Origin of the sequence: Klebsiella grimontii (assembly GCF_042137965.1) — a bacterium.
Classification (GTDB): domain Bacteria; phylum Pseudomonadota; class Gammaproteobacteria; order Enterobacterales; family Enterobacteriaceae; genus Klebsiella; species Klebsiella grimontii.
Genome location: NZ_CP169721.1, coordinates 4,429,724 through 4,445,610 on the forward strand (window position 1 = coordinate 4,429,724; position 15,887 = coordinate 4,445,610).

11 protein-coding genes are annotated in these 15,887 nt (G+C 58.5%); 1 reads left to right on the plus strand and 10 read right to left on the minus strand.

Features of this window, described 5'->3' with window-relative positions:
* Positions 1-4: 4 nt before the first annotated feature.
* The 5 genes from ACE3MN_RS20805 to ACE3MN_RS20825 form a co-directional block, all read right to left on the minus strand.
* Positions 5-1,399 (minus strand): DUF3999 domain-containing protein, encoded by a 1,395-nt coding sequence (locus tag ACE3MN_RS20805; protein WP_004133962.1) that lies wholly within the window; start codon positions 1,397-1,399, stop codon positions 5-7.
* Positions 1,396-4,047, minus strand: a complete 2,652-nt coding sequence (locus ACE3MN_RS20810) for a DUF2339 domain-containing protein (RefSeq protein WP_375364160.1) — start codon at positions 4,045-4,047, stop codon at positions 1,396-1,398. Before ACE3MN_RS20810 ends, ACE3MN_RS20805 begins: the two co-directional genes overlap by 4 nt.
* Positions 4,048-4,170: 123 nt before the next feature.
* Positions 4,171-6,039 carry an amidohydrolase gene (locus ACE3MN_RS20815; RefSeq protein WP_004133963.1) on the minus strand — a complete coding sequence of 623 codons (1,869 nt, stop codon included), beginning with the start codon at positions 6,037-6,039 and terminating at the stop codon, positions 4,171-4,173.
* A 24-nt stretch (positions 6,040-6,063) separates the two neighbouring features.
* Positions 6,064-6,609, minus strand: a complete 546-nt coding sequence (locus tag ACE3MN_RS20820; RefSeq protein WP_004133964.1) for an antibiotic biosynthesis monooxygenase — start codon at positions 6,607-6,609, stop codon at positions 6,064-6,066.
* 136 nt (positions 6,610-6,745) lie between these two features.
* The gene (locus ACE3MN_RS20825; protein WP_004133965.1) at positions 6,746-7,387 is read right to left on the minus strand and encodes a hydrolase; all 642 of its coding nucleotides are present in this window, start codon (positions 7,385-7,387) and stop codon (positions 6,746-6,748) included.
* A 291-nt stretch (positions 7,388-7,678) separates the two neighbouring features.
* Here ACE3MN_RS20825 and ACE3MN_RS20830 point away from each other — a divergent pair, with 291 nt between their 5' ends.
* Entirely contained in the window at positions 7,679-8,581 is a 903-nt protein-coding gene (locus tag ACE3MN_RS20830; protein WP_098363613.1) for a LysR family transcriptional regulator, read from the plus strand.
* Here the strand turns inward: ACE3MN_RS20830 and malZ are convergent.
* From malZ to phoB, 5 genes are all read right to left on the minus strand, one after another.
* Positions 8,578-10,395 carry a maltodextrin glucosidase gene (malZ, locus tag ACE3MN_RS20835; RefSeq protein ID WP_224246718.1) on the minus strand — a complete coding sequence of 606 codons (1,818 nt, stop codon included), beginning with the start codon at positions 10,393-10,395 and terminating at the stop codon, positions 8,578-8,580. The genes ACE3MN_RS20830 and malZ overlap by 4 nt on opposite strands.
* Positions 10,396-10,547: 152 nt before the next feature.
* Positions 10,548-11,918, minus strand: coding sequence for a proline-specific permease ProY (gene proY / locus ACE3MN_RS20840; protein ID WP_004133973.1), 1,371 nt, complete (start codon positions 11,916-11,918; stop codon positions 10,548-10,550).
* Between the two features lie 123 nt (positions 11,919-12,041).
* The gene (brnQ, locus tag ACE3MN_RS20845; protein WP_049088783.1) at positions 12,042-13,361 is read right to left on the minus strand and encodes a branched-chain amino acid transporter carrier protein BrnQ; all 1,320 of its coding nucleotides are present in this window, start codon (positions 13,359-13,361) and stop codon (positions 12,042-12,044) included.
* A gap of 418 nt (positions 13,362-13,779) precedes the next feature.
* The gene (gene phoR / locus ACE3MN_RS20850; RefSeq protein ID WP_064411224.1) at positions 13,780-15,069 is read right to left on the minus strand and encodes a phosphate regulon sensor histidine kinase PhoR; all 1,290 of its coding nucleotides are present in this window, start codon (positions 15,067-15,069) and stop codon (positions 13,780-13,782) included.
* Between the two features lie 21 nt (positions 15,070-15,090).
* The gene (gene phoB, locus ACE3MN_RS20855) at positions 15,091-15,780 is read right to left on the minus strand and encodes a phosphate response regulator transcription factor PhoB (RefSeq protein ID WP_004099401.1); all 690 of its coding nucleotides are present in this window, start codon (positions 15,778-15,780) and stop codon (positions 15,091-15,093) included.
* Positions 15,781-15,887: the final 107 nt, after the last annotated feature.

A 15,887-nucleotide genomic window follows, 5' to 3' on the forward strand; every position in this document is an offset into this window, starting at 1 on the left:
TGTTTTATACGCCGCCGCTTTTTTTCACTTCACGCCAGATGCGCCACGCCATCAGCGCCAGCACAACGACGCCAAATATCAGCGCTCCCCATACCAGCAGCGTTTTCCAGCTGCTCTGCTGCTCGGTAGCCGTCGTCGCCGTCAACCGCGCTTCGCCGCCCAGCGTGACGTCTTCTTGCGCGACCGCCAGAGGGAGATCGTTCACCGCCTGCGTCTTACGCAGCGACGGCGGGATCAGCATGTCCAGGGCGACATCCGCCTTTTGCGCCGCCCGGTTTCCCCAGGCCAGCATATAGGGCCCTTTTCCCTGGGTATTAAAGACCAGTTGGTATTTATCGCGCGCCCCGCTTATCGCCGGCAGCGACGCCGATAAGCGGGCATTAATCGTCTTGATGCGAACCGCTTCAACCGGTTGACCTGACAGAGGAATATCGTCCGAACGCTTGCCGTCCAGCTGATACAGCACGGTTTTCGTCAGCGGCTGCCAGGGCTCATTTTCGCCGCTGCGCCAGGCGAGCTCGACCGGTAGAACCCCTTCGCCTGCCAACGATATTCTGAGCGAAGTCAGCGGCTGAGGCCGGGCCCAGCGCCAAACGGCCTCCTCATCTGAAACCCTGTGCGCCTGAGCATTAAGCTCAATGCGCGTAGACTCCGGTTCTCTGCGTTCCGCCAGGGCCGTCACGCTATTTAACGCCGGCGCCTTGCTTTGCGCATCGAGGATCAGCAGCAGGTAACGATTACCTTGCGCCGAGAGGGTCAGGCTGGCGCTAATGGTGTCCATTTTCAAACGATCGTTATCGCGCGCCAGATCCATGAGGGGCGCATCCTCCTGAACCGGATGCCAGTACTTCAAATCGCGGCTGGAATACAGCGACGCTTTCCCCTGCCAGTTAGCCGCCAACGATTCCCAGTTCAGCCGCAGTTGAGCCAGCGCGAAAGCGTCCGTCTTATCCACCGGCAGCGTCAGTAAATAGCTCTGCCCGAGCGCCTTTACATCCTCTGTTTCCAGGCGAATTTCGATCCCCGTGGTTGAGCGCAGAAGCAGCGACTCTACGCCGCGACGACTCTCCTCCCGCGGCGGAACCAGCGACATCTGCAGAGGGAATAGACGTAGCGCCATCGTCTCAGGCATCGCTGGCTGGACCTTCTGCGCCTGAAGAGCGAACGGTACGGTCTCTCCCTGATGGTTGAATACCCGCACATCGCGCAAATCAGGCCAGGCCGTCCCCTGATATATCGTCGGCGGCAGCTCAACGCGGTACCAGGGCGACGCGCCGCTGGTTTCCAGCATCAGGCCCTGCCTGTAGTCCAGAGGCTGTTCTCGCGCCTCATCGCTACTGGCTGCCGTCCCCGCCGCGCCCAACAGCACGCCGCATAACACCGCTTTCATCCATTTCATTTCTTTTCTCCTGCTTTGGGCGGCAACGGGGAAAAATACCCGACGATCAACACCAAAATCGCCACGCCGATAAACGCAACAGCCCGCGCCAGCCCGCCGCCGCCTGCGCTATCCACCAGCATGAGTTTCACAATAACAATGCCTAACAACGCCGCGCCGCATAGCCATTCGCGGCGGGAAAGTCGCCGCGTCGCGCGCAGCATGACCGTCAGCGCCACCAGCGTCCAGACCAGAGCGAAAGTGGTCTGAATTAAACGCGAATGCCACAGTGGCGTGATACTCCAGTCCACCTCGCCGTACCAGGCCAGGGCGCGCAGCAGCAGGCCATTCAGCCACCAGAAGCCGAGCGCCAGCAGAGCAACGATGGGCCAGGGACGGCATACCGATAGCTGCAGCGGAAAATAACGCCGCGAAACGCGATAAAATATCGTCAGCCCCAGCAGCGCGAAAGCGGCGCCCTCTTCCAGCGGGTTAATCAGCGGAAAATAGGTCTGACCGTAGACCGTGCCATCCTGCACATTCGTCAGCATTAACAGGCATCCCAGCGCCACCGCCACCGGTATCATCGCCTGAGAAGCATACAGCGCAGGCCATACCCGGAATGGCCATACTTGCCGATGAACGGCTTCCGAGACGAGGAAAATCAGCATCCCGCCCGCCGCCATCATTAATCCGCTCGCCCAGGCCGACATGCCCCACGGCAAATCCTGGGTAAACCAAAACAGCTCCATTGCCAGCGCCAGCAAAATCATCCACAACAGCGACAGGTGGGCCAGCTTATTCAGGCGTGGCGGCAGTGAATGCCCATCACGCCAGAGCAGGGCCGCCGCCGCGGGTAGCGCCGCGCACCAGGCCAGATTTTGCCAGCCAGCAGCGAAAATCTGCTGCTGGGAGAGCTGGTAAAACAGCACCATCAGCATCATTGGCCACAGCAGCCATTTGCTCGCATCCAGCTCTTGCCAGGCCAAACGCGCGGCGGCCGCGCGCCAGCACCACACCGATGCCGCCAGCGCCGCCAGCACGCCAAAGACAATCTGCGCGTCTTTACTCAACGCCAGCTGCGATGCGCCGACAAGCGCCACCATCCAGAACAACAGGCCGCCGATAAGCAGCCCCCAACTGCCCTGCACCTGAACGGTTCGCCACAGCCATGCGGCCGTCAGCCAGCTCAGGCTGAGTACGGCGAAAATCAGCAGCAAAGAGAGCGGCGTGGCGCCATTCGCCTGCGCCCATAGCGCGCTGCCAACCGCCAGTACCAGTAACGCCGTACCGCTGTAGCTCATGCGTCGCTGCTGCTGTTGCACCCCCAGCCAGAGGATGCCAAGACCTTCCAGCGACCAGGCCATCGCGGTCCAGCGAGCCGACAGCGCCAGCGGGATGGCCAGCGTGGTAAAGGCACCGCCGAGCGCCAGCGCCGCCAGCACTAGCGGCTTCCCTAAAGAGGGGTAGCGACGCAGCGCCAGCCAGGCCAGGGCCAGATAGAAACCGCCGTAGCCCAGCGCGCTGAGCGCCGGCCCGTATGCCATGTGCCGGGTAATGGCGTACTGCATACCAAAGCCGACCAGCGGTGGCGCAAACAGCAGCACGCCGTCAATAATCTGACGACCTTTTTCCTGCGCCCGCAGCGACAGCGCCACGCTCAATACGCCAAAAATAAGCGTATTGGCGATTAAAAACAGCTGGCAGCTCAGGTAAAACGCTGGCCGATACTCATTCAGCCCCCACAGGCCGCCGATGCCAAAGGTAAACAGCAGACCAAGCAGATTAAGCTCGCGCCAGTGCTGGCGGATGCTGATAGCAAGAATGCCGACCGACAGCAGAAGATAGAAGGAGAACAGCGCCACATGGCTGCCGCCGCCGGTAGAGAGCAGCAGCGGCGCAAGATAACCGCCGAGGCTCGCCAGCATGGCCAGGCTGAGCGCTTTTTGCACAATCGCCAGTCCTACGCTCGCCGCGCAGATCGCCACCAGCAGCGCAAACGCCAGGGTCATCGGCAGCATCTGCCACAGGCGAAAGGCGCCAAAAACCGTGAGATAGAGCGCGCCCGTTGCCCCACCCTGCAAGATCAGGGCGTACACCGGTTGCTTATGCCGCAATCGCCATCCGACAGCCAGCAGGACGACCGCGAACAGCGCCGCCGCGACCAGACGTAATTCGAGGGGGAACAGAGCGTGTTCCACGGTATAGCGCAGCAGAAAGGAGAGGCCAAGAAACAGCAGCAGGATCCCGAGCTTCGCCAGCGGGTTGCCCTGCATAAACCAGGCTACCAGTGACGATATTATTCCGCCAAACGCGGAAGGCGGTTCGCTTTCGGGGGCAGATTTTACCGTTGGCTCTGGCTGCGGCGTTGGCTGCGCGCGCCACGGATCGATGGCTTCAGCCTCCGGCTCCGGCCGAGGCTCACTGGGCTCCGCCATCATCGCGTCAGCCGCGATAGCGGCCGCTGGCGTCGTCGGCGCGACGGCGGTGGCCTCTGCCGCAGGCGCCTGTTCGGCGCCGCGTCGCTCAAGCTCCTCAACCCGACGTCGCAAAGCCGCCAGCTCAAAACGGACCGCCGCGCTGCGCCTGAGGGCGACAATCGCGACGATCGGCGCAACCACCAGCCCGCAGAATAAAATAACACCGCCAAAGATCAGCAGATCGTCCATGTTCCCACCTTCACTCGTTGAAGAGGGAGCAGAATGACATAAATTGTCTTATCAGCGCTATCCGCGACAGATGAAAAACACAAATGAGGGCGTCACGCCCTCACCGGGTAAGCGCCTGGCGTTTTAAAACGCAAAGCAGGAGCAGCCAAGCACGCCCCAGAACGCCTGCTCATCGGCAACCGGAATCGACGATTTGCGCGCAATATCATGCTGATGTCCGTGCACGCCGCAGCTGCCGCAGCACTGGTGCATTTGCACGATCGCGCCGATTTTCGCGGCCGTCGGCGGCGCGGAACGGTAATGACCCGGAACCTTCACCACCGGCGACCACTCGGGCAGCACCGGAATGGGCGGCGGCGCCAGCGGCGAGAAGTGTCCGGCGGCGTACACCACTTTGCCGTCAACCACCGTCAGCACCGACTCGATCCCCTTAATTTCCTCTTCCGCGACGCTGAAATAGTCTTTAGAGAGCACCACCAGGTCGGCAAGCTGGCCTTGTTCAATGCGCCCTTTCTTACCCTGCTCGCTGGAAAACCACGCGCTTCCCGCGGTCCACAGCTCCAGCGCCACATCGCGCGGCAGGCGGTTGCTGTCGTCGTACATCGCCATCCCGCCGACGGTACGCCCGGAAACCAGCCAGTAGAGCGCGGTCCACGGGTTGTAGCTCGCCACGCGGGTGGCATCCGTCCCCAGCCCCACCGGAACCTCCAGCTCGAGCATTTTGGCGACCGGCGGCGTATGTTTGACCGCATCTTTCCCGTAGCGATCGACAAAATATTCGCCCTGGAAAGCCATACGATGCTGCACCGCTATGCCGCCGCCCAGCGCCTTAACGCGTTCGATATTACGCTCGGTGATGGTTTCCGCATGATCGAAGAACCAGTGCAGCCCGTTGAACGGGATATCGCGATTCACCTTCTCGAAGACGTCGAGCATCCGGCTGATGGATTGATCATAGGTCGCGTGCAGGCGGAACGGCCAGCGGTGTTCAACCAGATGGCGCACCACCCGCTCCAGCTCATCTTCCATCCCTTCCGGCAGATCCGGACGCGGCTGGAGGAAGTCTTCGAAATCCGCCGCCGAGAACACCAGCATCTCCCCGGCGCCGTTGGCGCGGTAAAAATCGGTGCCCTGTCCCGGCTTGAGCATATCGGTCCAGCGCTCAAAATCTTCCAGCTCCTGCTTAGGACGCTGGGTGAACAGGTTATAGGCGATACGTACGGTCATCTGCTCTTTGGCGTGCAGCTGTTCAATAATTTCATAATCTTCCGGGTAGTTCTGGAAACCACCCCCGGCATCAATGGCGCTGGTCAGCCCCAGACGATTCAGCTCGCGCATAAACTGCCGCGTTGAGTTGACCTGAAGTTCCAGCGGCAGCTTCGGCCCTTTGGCCAGCGTCGAGTAGAGGATCATGGCGTTGGGTTTGGCGATCAGCATCCCGGTCGGATTACCGTTGCCGTCGCGAACGATCTCGCCGCCCGCCGGATCCGGCGTCTCTTTGGTGTAGCCCACCGCCTTCAGCGCCGCGCGGTTTAGCAATGCGCGATCGTACAGATGCAGGACAAATACCGGCGTATCCGGCGCCGCATCGTTAAGCTCCTCCAGCGTCGGCATCCGCCGTTCGGCGAACTGGAATTCGCTCCAGCCGCCGACCACCCGTACCCACTGCGGCGACGGCGTGCGATCGGCCTGATCTTTTAGCATCCGCAGCGCGTCCGCCAGCGAGGGAACCCCCTCCCAGCGCAGCTCCAGATTGTAGTTCAGACCGCCGCGGATCAGGTGCAGATGGGAGTCGTTCAGGCCCGGGATGACCGTATGGCCTTTAAGATCGATAATTTGCGTCCCGTCCGCGGCAAAGCTCATGATCCGATCGTGGCTACCGGCGGCGAGAATTTTACCGTCAGCGATCGCCACCGCATCGGCCAGGGGATTTTGACGATCGAGAGTATGAACCCGACCGTGGGTCAGGATCAGTGTGGCAGTTTGCGACATAACGCACTCCTTCAGGAGGCTGGCTCAGTTTTTCTTTAACCAGCCAGCAAACAGACGGGTCACGATGGGCATCCAGAACCAGACCACCAGCGCGACCACACAGGCATCATTGATCAGATGCAGCAACAGGCTTCCCTTCAGCGAGGGCAACAGTATTCCGGTTATCGACGGCACCAGGTTGGTGCTGGGGAAAATCACCAGCAGGGTGATTAAAAATTGCTTCCAGCGTCGCGGCTGGCGCACGTTCACCGCCGGCGGCGTAAACCAGAAGGCCGGTTCGGTACGGACTTCGGTTCGGTCGCCTTCGCTCAGCAGCGGCGCGATTTCCGCCACCAGCTGGCGGCGGGTCTCCGACTGGGTCCAGGCGTAAAGATGCTCAATGGTGTCGAAGCGAATAATCACGCTCCATAAATTCTGTCCGGGGGCTGGACGGATGACGTTTGCGCCAAGATGGCCGGGAAACTCTGCCGCAATCGGCATAATTTTGCCCAGCCACGCCTCATAACGTTGGCCATGCTCGGGGTCAAGCACATGGCTGATCACCAGGGTCACCGATTTCTGCTGCGCCATTAACAGTTCCTTGCTTCAGGGAATGGCGGGTTGTCCGCCGCCATTCGCTATACATGACCATACACAAAATCATTCATGCTGCTTCGGGGCGGACAAACCAAGCCAACAAAGAGGCAGCGTGAAGGATGAAGTGTATTTAAGCTTTACGCTCTGGCGCGCCGTGCACCATGGTATAAGCGTAATCCACGCCCATCCCGTAGGCGCCGCTGTGCTCGCGCACCAGATCCATTACCGCGTCATAGGTCTCTTTACGCGACCAGTCGCGCTGGTACTCAAGCAGCACCTGCTGCCAGGTCACCGGCACCGCGCCGGCCTGCACCATACGGTCAATAGAGCGCTCGTGGGCATCAACCGAGGTGCCGCCGGAGGTATCTGTCACCACGTAAACTTCATAGCCCGCATCTAGCGCCATCAGCGCCGGGAAGGTCAGACAGACTTCCGTCCACAGCGCGGAAATAATCAATTTTTTACGCCCGGTGGCTTTTACCGCGGCAACAAAAGCCGCATCTTCCCAGGAGTTCATCGAAGTACGTTCAATGGGTTTCACATCAGGATGCACGGCCAGCAGTTCCGGCCAGATATAACCGCTGAAGCTTTTAGTTTCTACGGAGGTATAAATCACCGGAACATTAAAAATCTTGCCCGCTTTGGCTAAAGCCACCGTATTATTTTTGAGGGTCTGACGATCAATATTCGCCACGCCAAAAGACATTTGCGGCTGGTGGTCAATAAAAATAAGCGCCGAGTTAGCGGGATCAATCAGTTCACGAATAGACATAACTTATCCTGTTAATCAATGAGTTAAAAATACACTATTGTTGCCGTTGTGCTGTCTGGATCCTGACTGATAAAGTATGGTGAGTATAGTCAGTAATTTCTAACGAGTTATTAAAGATTTTTTTATTATTTATTTCCAAAGCGAAAAGTTATGGCTATTCGATTAACCATTACAAGATCAGAGAAATTATGTTTATCAAATTTTTACGGTTAACCGTTCTAAATTATTCACTAGAATTGAACAGGGCGCTCCGGTAAAACGGGAGCACTCTTTTTTATCGGAAGTTGACGCATGCGCCTGAACCTTGAGGTCCTGTTGATTCTCGACGCGCTGGACAAACATGGATCTTTTGCCAGCGCCGCAGAATCGCTATTTAAAACCCCTGCCGCGCTGAGCTACATGATTCAAAAGCTGGAAAACGATCTGAATATCACCCTGCTGGATCGCTCCGGGCACCGGGCAAAATTTACCGATACCGGCAGAATGATGCTGGAGAAGGGCCGGTTGCTGCTGAACGCCGCCAAAGATCTGGAAAAACAGGCGGTACAGCTCAGCGCGGGTTGGGAGCGGGATCTGGCTATCGCCCTGGATGACTCTTTCCCGTTCAGCGCGCTGCTGCCGCTGATCGACGCGTTCTACGCCCAGCACCCGCAAACCCGGCTTAACTTTACCCACCATACCCTTGCGGGCTCGTGGGAAGAACTGACCCACAACGGCGCGGATATTATTCTCGGGGCGATCAATGAACCGCCTACGTCCGCCGAATGGTCGTGGAAAATGCTCGGCGCCATGGACAATATTTTCGTCATCGCGCCGGGGCACCCGCTGGCGGAAACCACCCAACCGCTGACTAACAAGCAGCTCAGCCTGCATCGCGCGGTAGTCATCAGCGACAGCGCCCGCTACTGTCATCCGCTCAACAGCAACCTGCTCGACGAGCAGCCGCAAATTCGCGTGGATGATTTCGCCAGTAAAGTCGAACTCTTGCGCGCCGGGCTGGGCTGTGGCTTTTTACCGCGCCATATTGCCCGGCCGTGGCTGGAAAAGGGCGAGCTGATCGAAAAACCCGTCATCTCCTGTCGCGTGAAAGATATCACCTATATGGCCTGGCGCAGCGGCAATGACGGGCTGGCCCAGCGCTGGTGGCGCGAGGCCATTCTGCGGAGCGAAAGTCTGAACCAGCTCTATGCTTAGCGGCTAAACCAGACGCTGGCGGAGATTGCCGGTAGCGTCAGCACGCCGTCGTGCAGCGCGCCGGCGCCCTCTTTCAGCTGCCAGCCGTTGACGTCGAGCAGCGGCGAATCCTCTATCACCACCTCGCAGGCTTCGCCGCGGTTGATCGCCACCAGCACGCGCTGCTGTTTATAGACGCGCACGAACACCACCACATTATCTTCGGCATAAATCACCTGGCAGCCGCCGTAGCGCAGCGCCTGATGAGCCTTACGCAGCTTGCTCATCCGCTTGTACAGGTCGAGCAGATCGCCATCCTGCAACGCCGGATCCCATGGGAACGGTTTGCGGCAGAACGGATCGTTATTGCCATCCACGCCCACTTCGTCGCCGTAGTAAATGCACGGTACGCCCGGCCAGCTAAATAGCCATACCACCGCCAGCGGCAGGCGCGCGACATCGTTACCCAGCAGAGACTTAAAGCGGGCGGTATCGTGGCTATCAAGCTGGTTAAACATCCGCAGCTGCTGCTGGTGCGACAATCCGGCGCGATAGTTGTCCATCCACGCCATGCAGGTCTGCGCATCAATTTTCTGCGGATCGTAGGAGATATCGGTGTTCGCGAGGAAGCCCCACAGCGGGAAGGTGAAGCCGCGGTAGTTCATCGCCGAGTCTTCAACGTCGGCCTGTAGCCACTGGCGCGCGTCGCCGAAATGCTCGCCGAACACGAAAGCGTCCGGCCGCTCCAGCTTCGCCGCCTGGGTAATGCCGGCGATATGACGCAGGTTATTGCGCGCCCCGCCCCCTTCGCCCAGCATGTGCACCACGTCCAGGCGCCAGCCGTCCATGCTCCACGGCGCTTTCAGCCAGTGGCGCACCACGCTATCTTCCCCACCGTAGATTTCATCAATCAGCATCGACGAACGGTAGTCCAGCTTCGGCAGGCTGGCGTATCCCAGCCAGTCGTGGGCAACGCCCTCGGGGGAAAAATTATACCAGTCGCGCCACGGCGAATCGGCGTTATGGCAGGCGCCGCCGCTGCCGCGCTGGTGGCGGTCGAACCAGGCATGCGAATCGCCGCTATGGTTGAACACGCCATCGAGGATCAGACGCATCCCCTCTTTTTGCGTGTTGTGACGCAGGCGCAGCAGCGCGGCATCGCCGCCAAACTGCGGATCAACGCGGCGGTAATCTTCGGTATCGTATTTATGCACGCTGGGGGCGACAAACACCGGGTTCAGGTACAGCGCCGTGACGCCAAGCTGCTTCAGATACGGCAGCTTCTCGCTGATACCATCAAGATCGCCGCCATAAAAGGTGGAGCCGCCCGCCTCGGCGGTTAACGGTTCATCCCACGCTTTACGCACGATGTCGTGACCGGCGGCGTGATGGTAGTAAGTCGCATCCTGTTCCGCTTCGCGGGACTGGCTGCGCGCAAAACGGTCAGGGAAAATTTGATAAAACACCTGATCGGCCACCCACTGCGGTCCGCTGTCCGGCAGATCGACCGCAAACTGCTCCAGCCTCGCCGGCGGAAAGCGGTTGAATCCCTGCGGCGTGAACCACAGCTGGCGATCGGCCCACAGCAGCTTGAAGCTGTAGCGTCGACGCGGCTGTCCGTTGACGAGGTTGATTTCCCCGCGCCACGCTACCACGCCCGGATGCGGCGCCTGCCGCAGGCGGTGCATCGACAGAGACAGCTCTTCGTTATCCTCTTCCGCGCGTAGGGTCACCCGCGGCGGCAGATCGTCGCCGCTCAACCATAGCGTAATCATCAGTCGTTCCTGCTGTTCCTTGATAAACGGAGCAACCGGGAGGTGCCATGCCTTCAACATTGTTATTCCTCTCTTTGCAGAATGGGCACACCTTGCCACAGCGTACTGGCGTATGACTCATCATCGGCAGAATTATTGGGGGAGGATGGCGGGGGTGGAGGGATCGCTTGCCGGATAGCCTGAGCGTATCCGGCAAAAAGAGAAGTAAATGACTACGCTTTCGCCAGCTTTCGCTCGCGGCGGGTTTTAAACTGCCAGCCAATCAGCAGCAGGATAATCCACGCAAAGCCGACGTACAGCGAGATGCGGGTATCGGGGTGGTAGCCAATCAGCCCGATAATAAAGACCAGGAACAGCAGGCCAATCACCGTGGTCGTTACCCCTCCGGGTACCTTGAATTTAAGCGCCTTCGCCTCTTCCGGCGGCAGACGGCGGCGGAAGGCGATCTGCGACAGCAGGATCATAATCCACACCCAGACGGTGGCGAAAGTGGCCAGCGAGGCGATCACCAGGAAAACGTTCTCCGGCATAATATAGTTAAGATAGACCGCGAACAGCAGCGCGATGGTCATCACCATCACCGTCACCCACGGCACCCCGCGACGTGAAGTTTTCGCGAACATTTTCGGCGCGCTGCCCTGCTCCGCCATGCCATGCAGCATACGCCCCACGCCAAAGACGTCGGAGTTAATCGCCGACAGCGAAGCGGTCAGCACCACAAAGTTCAGGATGCTGGCGGCAAAAGTGATGCCGAGATGCTGGAAGGTTAAGACGAACGGGCTGCCGTTGGTCCCGACCTGGTTCCACGGATAGATAGACATAATCACAAACAGCGTACCCACGTAAAACACCAGGATACGCATCGGCACCGAGTTAATGGCGCGCGGAATGGATTTCTCCGGATCTTTCGCTTCGCCGGCGGTGATACCGATAATCTCAATGCCGCCGTAAGCGAACATCACCATCTGCAGCGACATCACCATCCCCAGCCAGCCGTTGCTGAAGAAGCCGCCGTTGCTCCACAGGTTGTGGATGCCGGTCGGCTGCCCGCCGTTGCCAATACCCCAGATAATGATGCCGAAACCGGCGAGGATCATGATGATAATGGTGGCGACTTTGAAGAAGGAGAACCAGAACTCCAGCTCGCCGAAGACCTTCACGCTCATCAGGTTGACGGCGCAGATAATCAGGACCACGCTGAGCACCCAAACCCAGTGCGGTACTGCCGGAAACCAGACGCCCATATAGATGCCGAAGGCCGTGACGTCGGCGATGGCGACAATCAGAATTTCAAAACAGTAGGTCCAGCCGGTGATATAGCCCGCCAGCGGGCCAAGGTAATCCTGCGCGTAGCGCGAGAACGAGCTGGCGGCCGGGTTATGCACCGACATCTCGCCCAGCGCGCGCATAATAATGTAGGCCGCGACGCCGCCGATAATATAAGCCAACAGAACGCTCGGACCCGCCATTTTAATCGCGTCAGCCGAACCATAGAAAAGGCCGGTACCGATTGCCGACCCCAGCGCCATAAAGCGAATATGCCGGGTACTTAGCCCGCGCTTAAGCTTGTTACTACTTTCCATCGTGTTCCATGCCGTTTTTCTCCTCTGGACTTCGCGGGGGCAAAGGACAAAGGAGGGTGACCAAAAAAACAAAAAACCACGGGACCTGAAGTCCCGTGGTTAAACACCTGTGTAAAGCGTCGGTTAGTGCGCGCTGGAAGTCACCTGACGTCCTGCTGCGCGATCCCAGATAACGGCCAGAATCACCATCACGGCGGTTGGCATCAGCCAGGCCAGACCCTGCTCCGCCAGCGGCAGACGCGCGGTCCAGGACGGCATAATATCTGCAAACGCCGACGCTTTAATGCCGTCAATGATACCAAACATCAGGCTGATAAACATTGCCGGGGCGATAACGCGGGACGAATTATGCCACCAACCGCGGGTAAAGCTTAATACAACCAGTGCGATACACGGCGGATAGATAGCCGTCAGCACCGGAATCGAAATCTGAATCAGGTGGCTCAGACCGAGGTTGGAAACCGCCATCGAAAACAGGCCGAGGATAAACACCAGCGTACGGTAGGAGAACGGCAGGTACTGGGCGAAGAACTCCGCGCAGGCGCAGGTCAGGCCCACCGCCGTCACCAGACAGGCGATAAAGATCAGCGCCGCCAGCATAAAGCTTCCCGCGCCGCCGAAGGTGTGCTGGACGTAAGCATGGAGAATCGCCGCGCCGTTAGCGGATTGCTCAACCAGCGTGCCGCTATCTGAACCTAAACGGAACAGCGCCAGGTACAGCAGCGTCAGGCCCACGCCGGCCATCAGGCCAGCCCACACGGTGTAGCGGGTCAGCAGGCGGGCTTCGGTCACGCCGCGGGAACGCGCGGCGTTGACAATCACGATACCAAAGACCATCGCGCCCAGGGTATCCATAGTCAGATAGCCGTTGACGAAACCGTTCGAGAAAGGCGCGGTACGGTAGGCTTCCATCGCGTGGCTCAGCGGACCGGCGGGCCAGACGATGGCCGCAACGGAAAGAATAATCAGGGCGATAATCTTCAGCGGCGCGAGGAAATTCCCCACGGTATCCAGCAGTTTGCCCGGGTAGAGCGAAACGAGGATCACCAGCGCAAAATAGATAACGCTGTAAATCAGCAGCGGCAGCGCGCCGTCACCGGTCAGCGGCGCAATCCCCACTTCAAAAGAGACGGTGGCGGTGCGCGGAGTCGCGAACAGCGGCCCAACGGCAAGATAGCAGACCACCGCCAGCAGGATACCGGCGACTTTACCAATCGGCGTGCTCAGGCTCTCTACGCCGCCGCCGACCTTCGCCAGCGCCACGACCGTTAGCACCGGCAGACCCACGGCGGTAATCAGAAAGCCAATAGCCGCGGTCCAGACGTGTTCGCCGGCCTGTAAGCCAACCATCGGAGGAAAGATAATATTGCCTGCGCCGACGAACAGCGCGAAGGTCATAAAGCCCAACGCAATGATGTCGCGAGATTTTAACTGATGGGTCATAAATTCATTACAGCCTGTGGATGTGGTGTTGTAAAAACGGATTTATACCGCGCCTTTCCCCTGGGGATGATACAGCGGCCATTGTCAGTAAACTCAGCGGGATATGCTCCCAAAGCGGCGTGGAAAAGAATAGTTTTTTGAATTACCACGCAAAAACAGTCTGTCTGCGACCGTAGGGGGGCAATTTAAACGCTTATAACGTTTTAAAGCAAGGAGGGATCGCAAAAGCAGATGATTATGCTAACTCTATTTTAATGATTAGCATCATTAGCCAGAAGGATAGAAAACATCTGGCTTATCATGCGAACAAAAAAGCAGCTAACGTTCGTTAATTACGCAGCTGTGATGGCGCTGCAAACGAAAATGACCAGCCGAAGCTGGTCATTGGCAAGGAATGCTGACACTCACCCGTCCGGGTTTAATTTTTGGCAATTAAACGTTCCGGTAATAAGAAGCTAAAGCGGGTGCCTTTGCCGACCGCGCTCTCGATCTCAAGGCGGCTATCGTGATGGCTGACGGCATGTTTGACAATCGCCAGCCCCAGCCCGCTGCCGCCGGTTTGCCGCGAACGCGCTTTATCCACCCGGTAGAAACGTTCGGTCAGGCGCGGAATATGCTCCGGCGCGATGCCTGGCCCGTTATCCTCGACGCTGAACAACGCGCCGTGCGGCGCCCGCTGCCAGGTTACGGTAATCACCGTTCCCGCCGGCGTATGGTTGACCGCGTTATACACAAGGTTGGAAATCGCGCTGCGCAGCTGTTCCTCATTACCCAGCACTTTTAGCGAGTCATCGACCGAAAAATGCAGCTCGTGCTTCTGCTGGCTTAGCGTTTGCGCCTCGCGCTCGACGACCCGCAGCATCATCGGCACGTCGATTTTATCGTTCATCGCCAGTACCGGCGCGGCTTCAATGCGCGACAGCGTCAGCAGTTGCTTCACCAGGCCTTCCATACGCTGGGTTTGTTCGCGCATGGTGTGTAACGCTTTTTCGCGCGTTCCCCCTTCCAGCACCTGCTCCTGCATCATCTCCAGATACCCCTGCAGCACCGTCAACGGCGTGCGAAGTTCATGGCTGACGTTGGCGAAAAAGTTACGCCGCGCCCCTTCCAACTGGTGCATCTGCGTGACATCGCGCGCCACCATCAGCAGCTGTTTGTCGCTATAGGGCATCATGCGAATTTCCAGATGGCGGCCATTATTCAGCACCAGATTGAGCGGCTTGGAAAAGTCGCGGTATTTCATGTAATTAGCAAATTCAGGATAGCGCAGGAGGTTGAGGATATTCTGCCCGTTATCGTCGGGCCAGCGCAGATTAAGGATCTGCTGGGCCAGGCCGTTACACCAGAACATCGCGCCTTCTTCGGTGGTCAGCACCACCGCGTCCGGCAGGGACTCCGCCCCGCTGCGAAAGCGCTTAATCAGGCTTCCCAGCTCACGGCGGCGCTTTTTATTACGCATCTGCATCTGGTGCAGACCGTACAGCAGGGGTTCCCAGCTGCCGCTACCCGGCGGCGGCGTCATGCTGCGGTCGACCCACAGCCACCACGACAGGCGCATCAGATTCCAGAAATGCCAGATAAGAAGACCGGTCACTGCCGCCAATAAAAACCACGGCAGATGACCTAAAAACGCCCCGAGGATCAGGGCCGGGATACAACATAAGAAAAGCTCAAGCGCCAGCCTTTTCCATGACAGCCGTTCCAGCACGGTTCACACTCCTGTCAGCATTCAGAAACGGGCGGAGAAACGATATCCCGTACCGCGAACCGTTTGTACCATCCGGTCATGGCCGCTATGTTCCAGCGCTTTGCGCAGACGGCGAATATGCACGTCTACCGTTCTGTCTTCTACATATACGTTGGTGCCCCAGACGTGATTCAGCAGCTGTTCGCGGCTATAGACCCGCTCCGGGTGCGTCATGAAGAAGTGTAATAATTTAAATTCCGTCGGCCCCATATCCAGCGGATTTTCGCCGGTCATCACGCGATGCGAAGAAGGGTCGAGGCTCAGCCCCTGCATTTCAATCACCTCTTCCACCGCCATCGGCGAAATGCGCCGCATCACGGCTTTAATCCGCGCCACCAGCTCTTTCGGGGAAAACGGCTTGGTGATGTAATCATCCGCACCGGTCTCCAGGCCGCGGACGCGATCTTCCTCTTCGCCGCGGGCGGTCAGCATCACCACCGGAATGTCACGGGTCATCGCTTCTCGCTTGAGCTGTTTAATAAACTGCAGACCCGACCCACCCGGCAGCATCCAGTCAAGGAGGATTAAATCAGGCCAGGGTTCATTGAGCTGATTGACCGCGCTGTCAAAATCTTCCGCCTCGACGGGCTGAAAGCCGTTTTGCTCCAGAACAAAGCAAACCATTTCGCGGATTGGAGCTTCATCTTCAACGACCAGAATTCTTCTCGCCATTATTTACCCTGTATTTTTTAGCCATCAGTATAGAAGTGCGCGGCCATTATGCGTCAGATTTATGACAGATTTATGAAAAAAATGACCGCCAGATGAACGCGGATTTC

Excerpts from the sequence above, each read along its gene's own strand:
- ACE3MN_RS20805 (WP_004133962.1), bottom strand. The coding sequence starts at position 1,399 with ATGAAATGGATGAAAGCGGTGTTATGCGGCGTGCTGTTGGGCGCGGCG.
- ACE3MN_RS20810 (WP_375364160.1), bottom strand. The coding sequence starts at position 4,047 with ATGGACGATCTGCTGATCTTTGGCGGTGTTATTTTATTCTGCGGGCTG.
- ACE3MN_RS20815 (WP_004133963.1), bottom strand. The coding sequence starts at position 6,039 with ATGTCGCAAACTGCCACACTGATCCTGACCCACGGTCGGGTTCATACT.
- ACE3MN_RS20820 (WP_004133964.1), bottom strand. The coding sequence starts at position 6,609 with ATGGCGCAGCAGAAATCGGTGACCCTGGTGATCAGCCATGTGCTTGAC.
- ACE3MN_RS20825 (WP_004133965.1), bottom strand. The coding sequence starts at position 7,387 with ATGTCTATTCGTGAACTGATTGATCCCGCTAACTCGGCGCTTATTTTT.
- ACE3MN_RS20830 (WP_098363613.1), top strand. The coding sequence starts at position 7,679 with ATGCGCCTGAACCTTGAGGTCCTGTTGATTCTCGACGCGCTGGACAAA.
- malZ (WP_224246718.1), bottom strand. The coding sequence starts at position 10,395 with ATGTTGAAGGCATGGCACCTCCCGGTTGCTCCGTTTATCAAGGAACAG.
- proY (WP_004133973.1), bottom strand. The coding sequence starts at position 11,918 with ATGGAAAGTAGTAACAAGCTTAAGCGCGGGCTAAGTACCCGGCATATT.
- brnQ (WP_049088783.1), bottom strand. The coding sequence starts at position 13,361 with ATGACCCATCAGTTAAAATCTCGCGACATCATTGCGTTGGGCTTTATG.
- phoB (WP_004099401.1), bottom strand. The coding sequence starts at position 15,780 with ATGGCGAGAAGAATTCTGGTCGTTGAAGATGAAGCTCCAATCCGCGAA.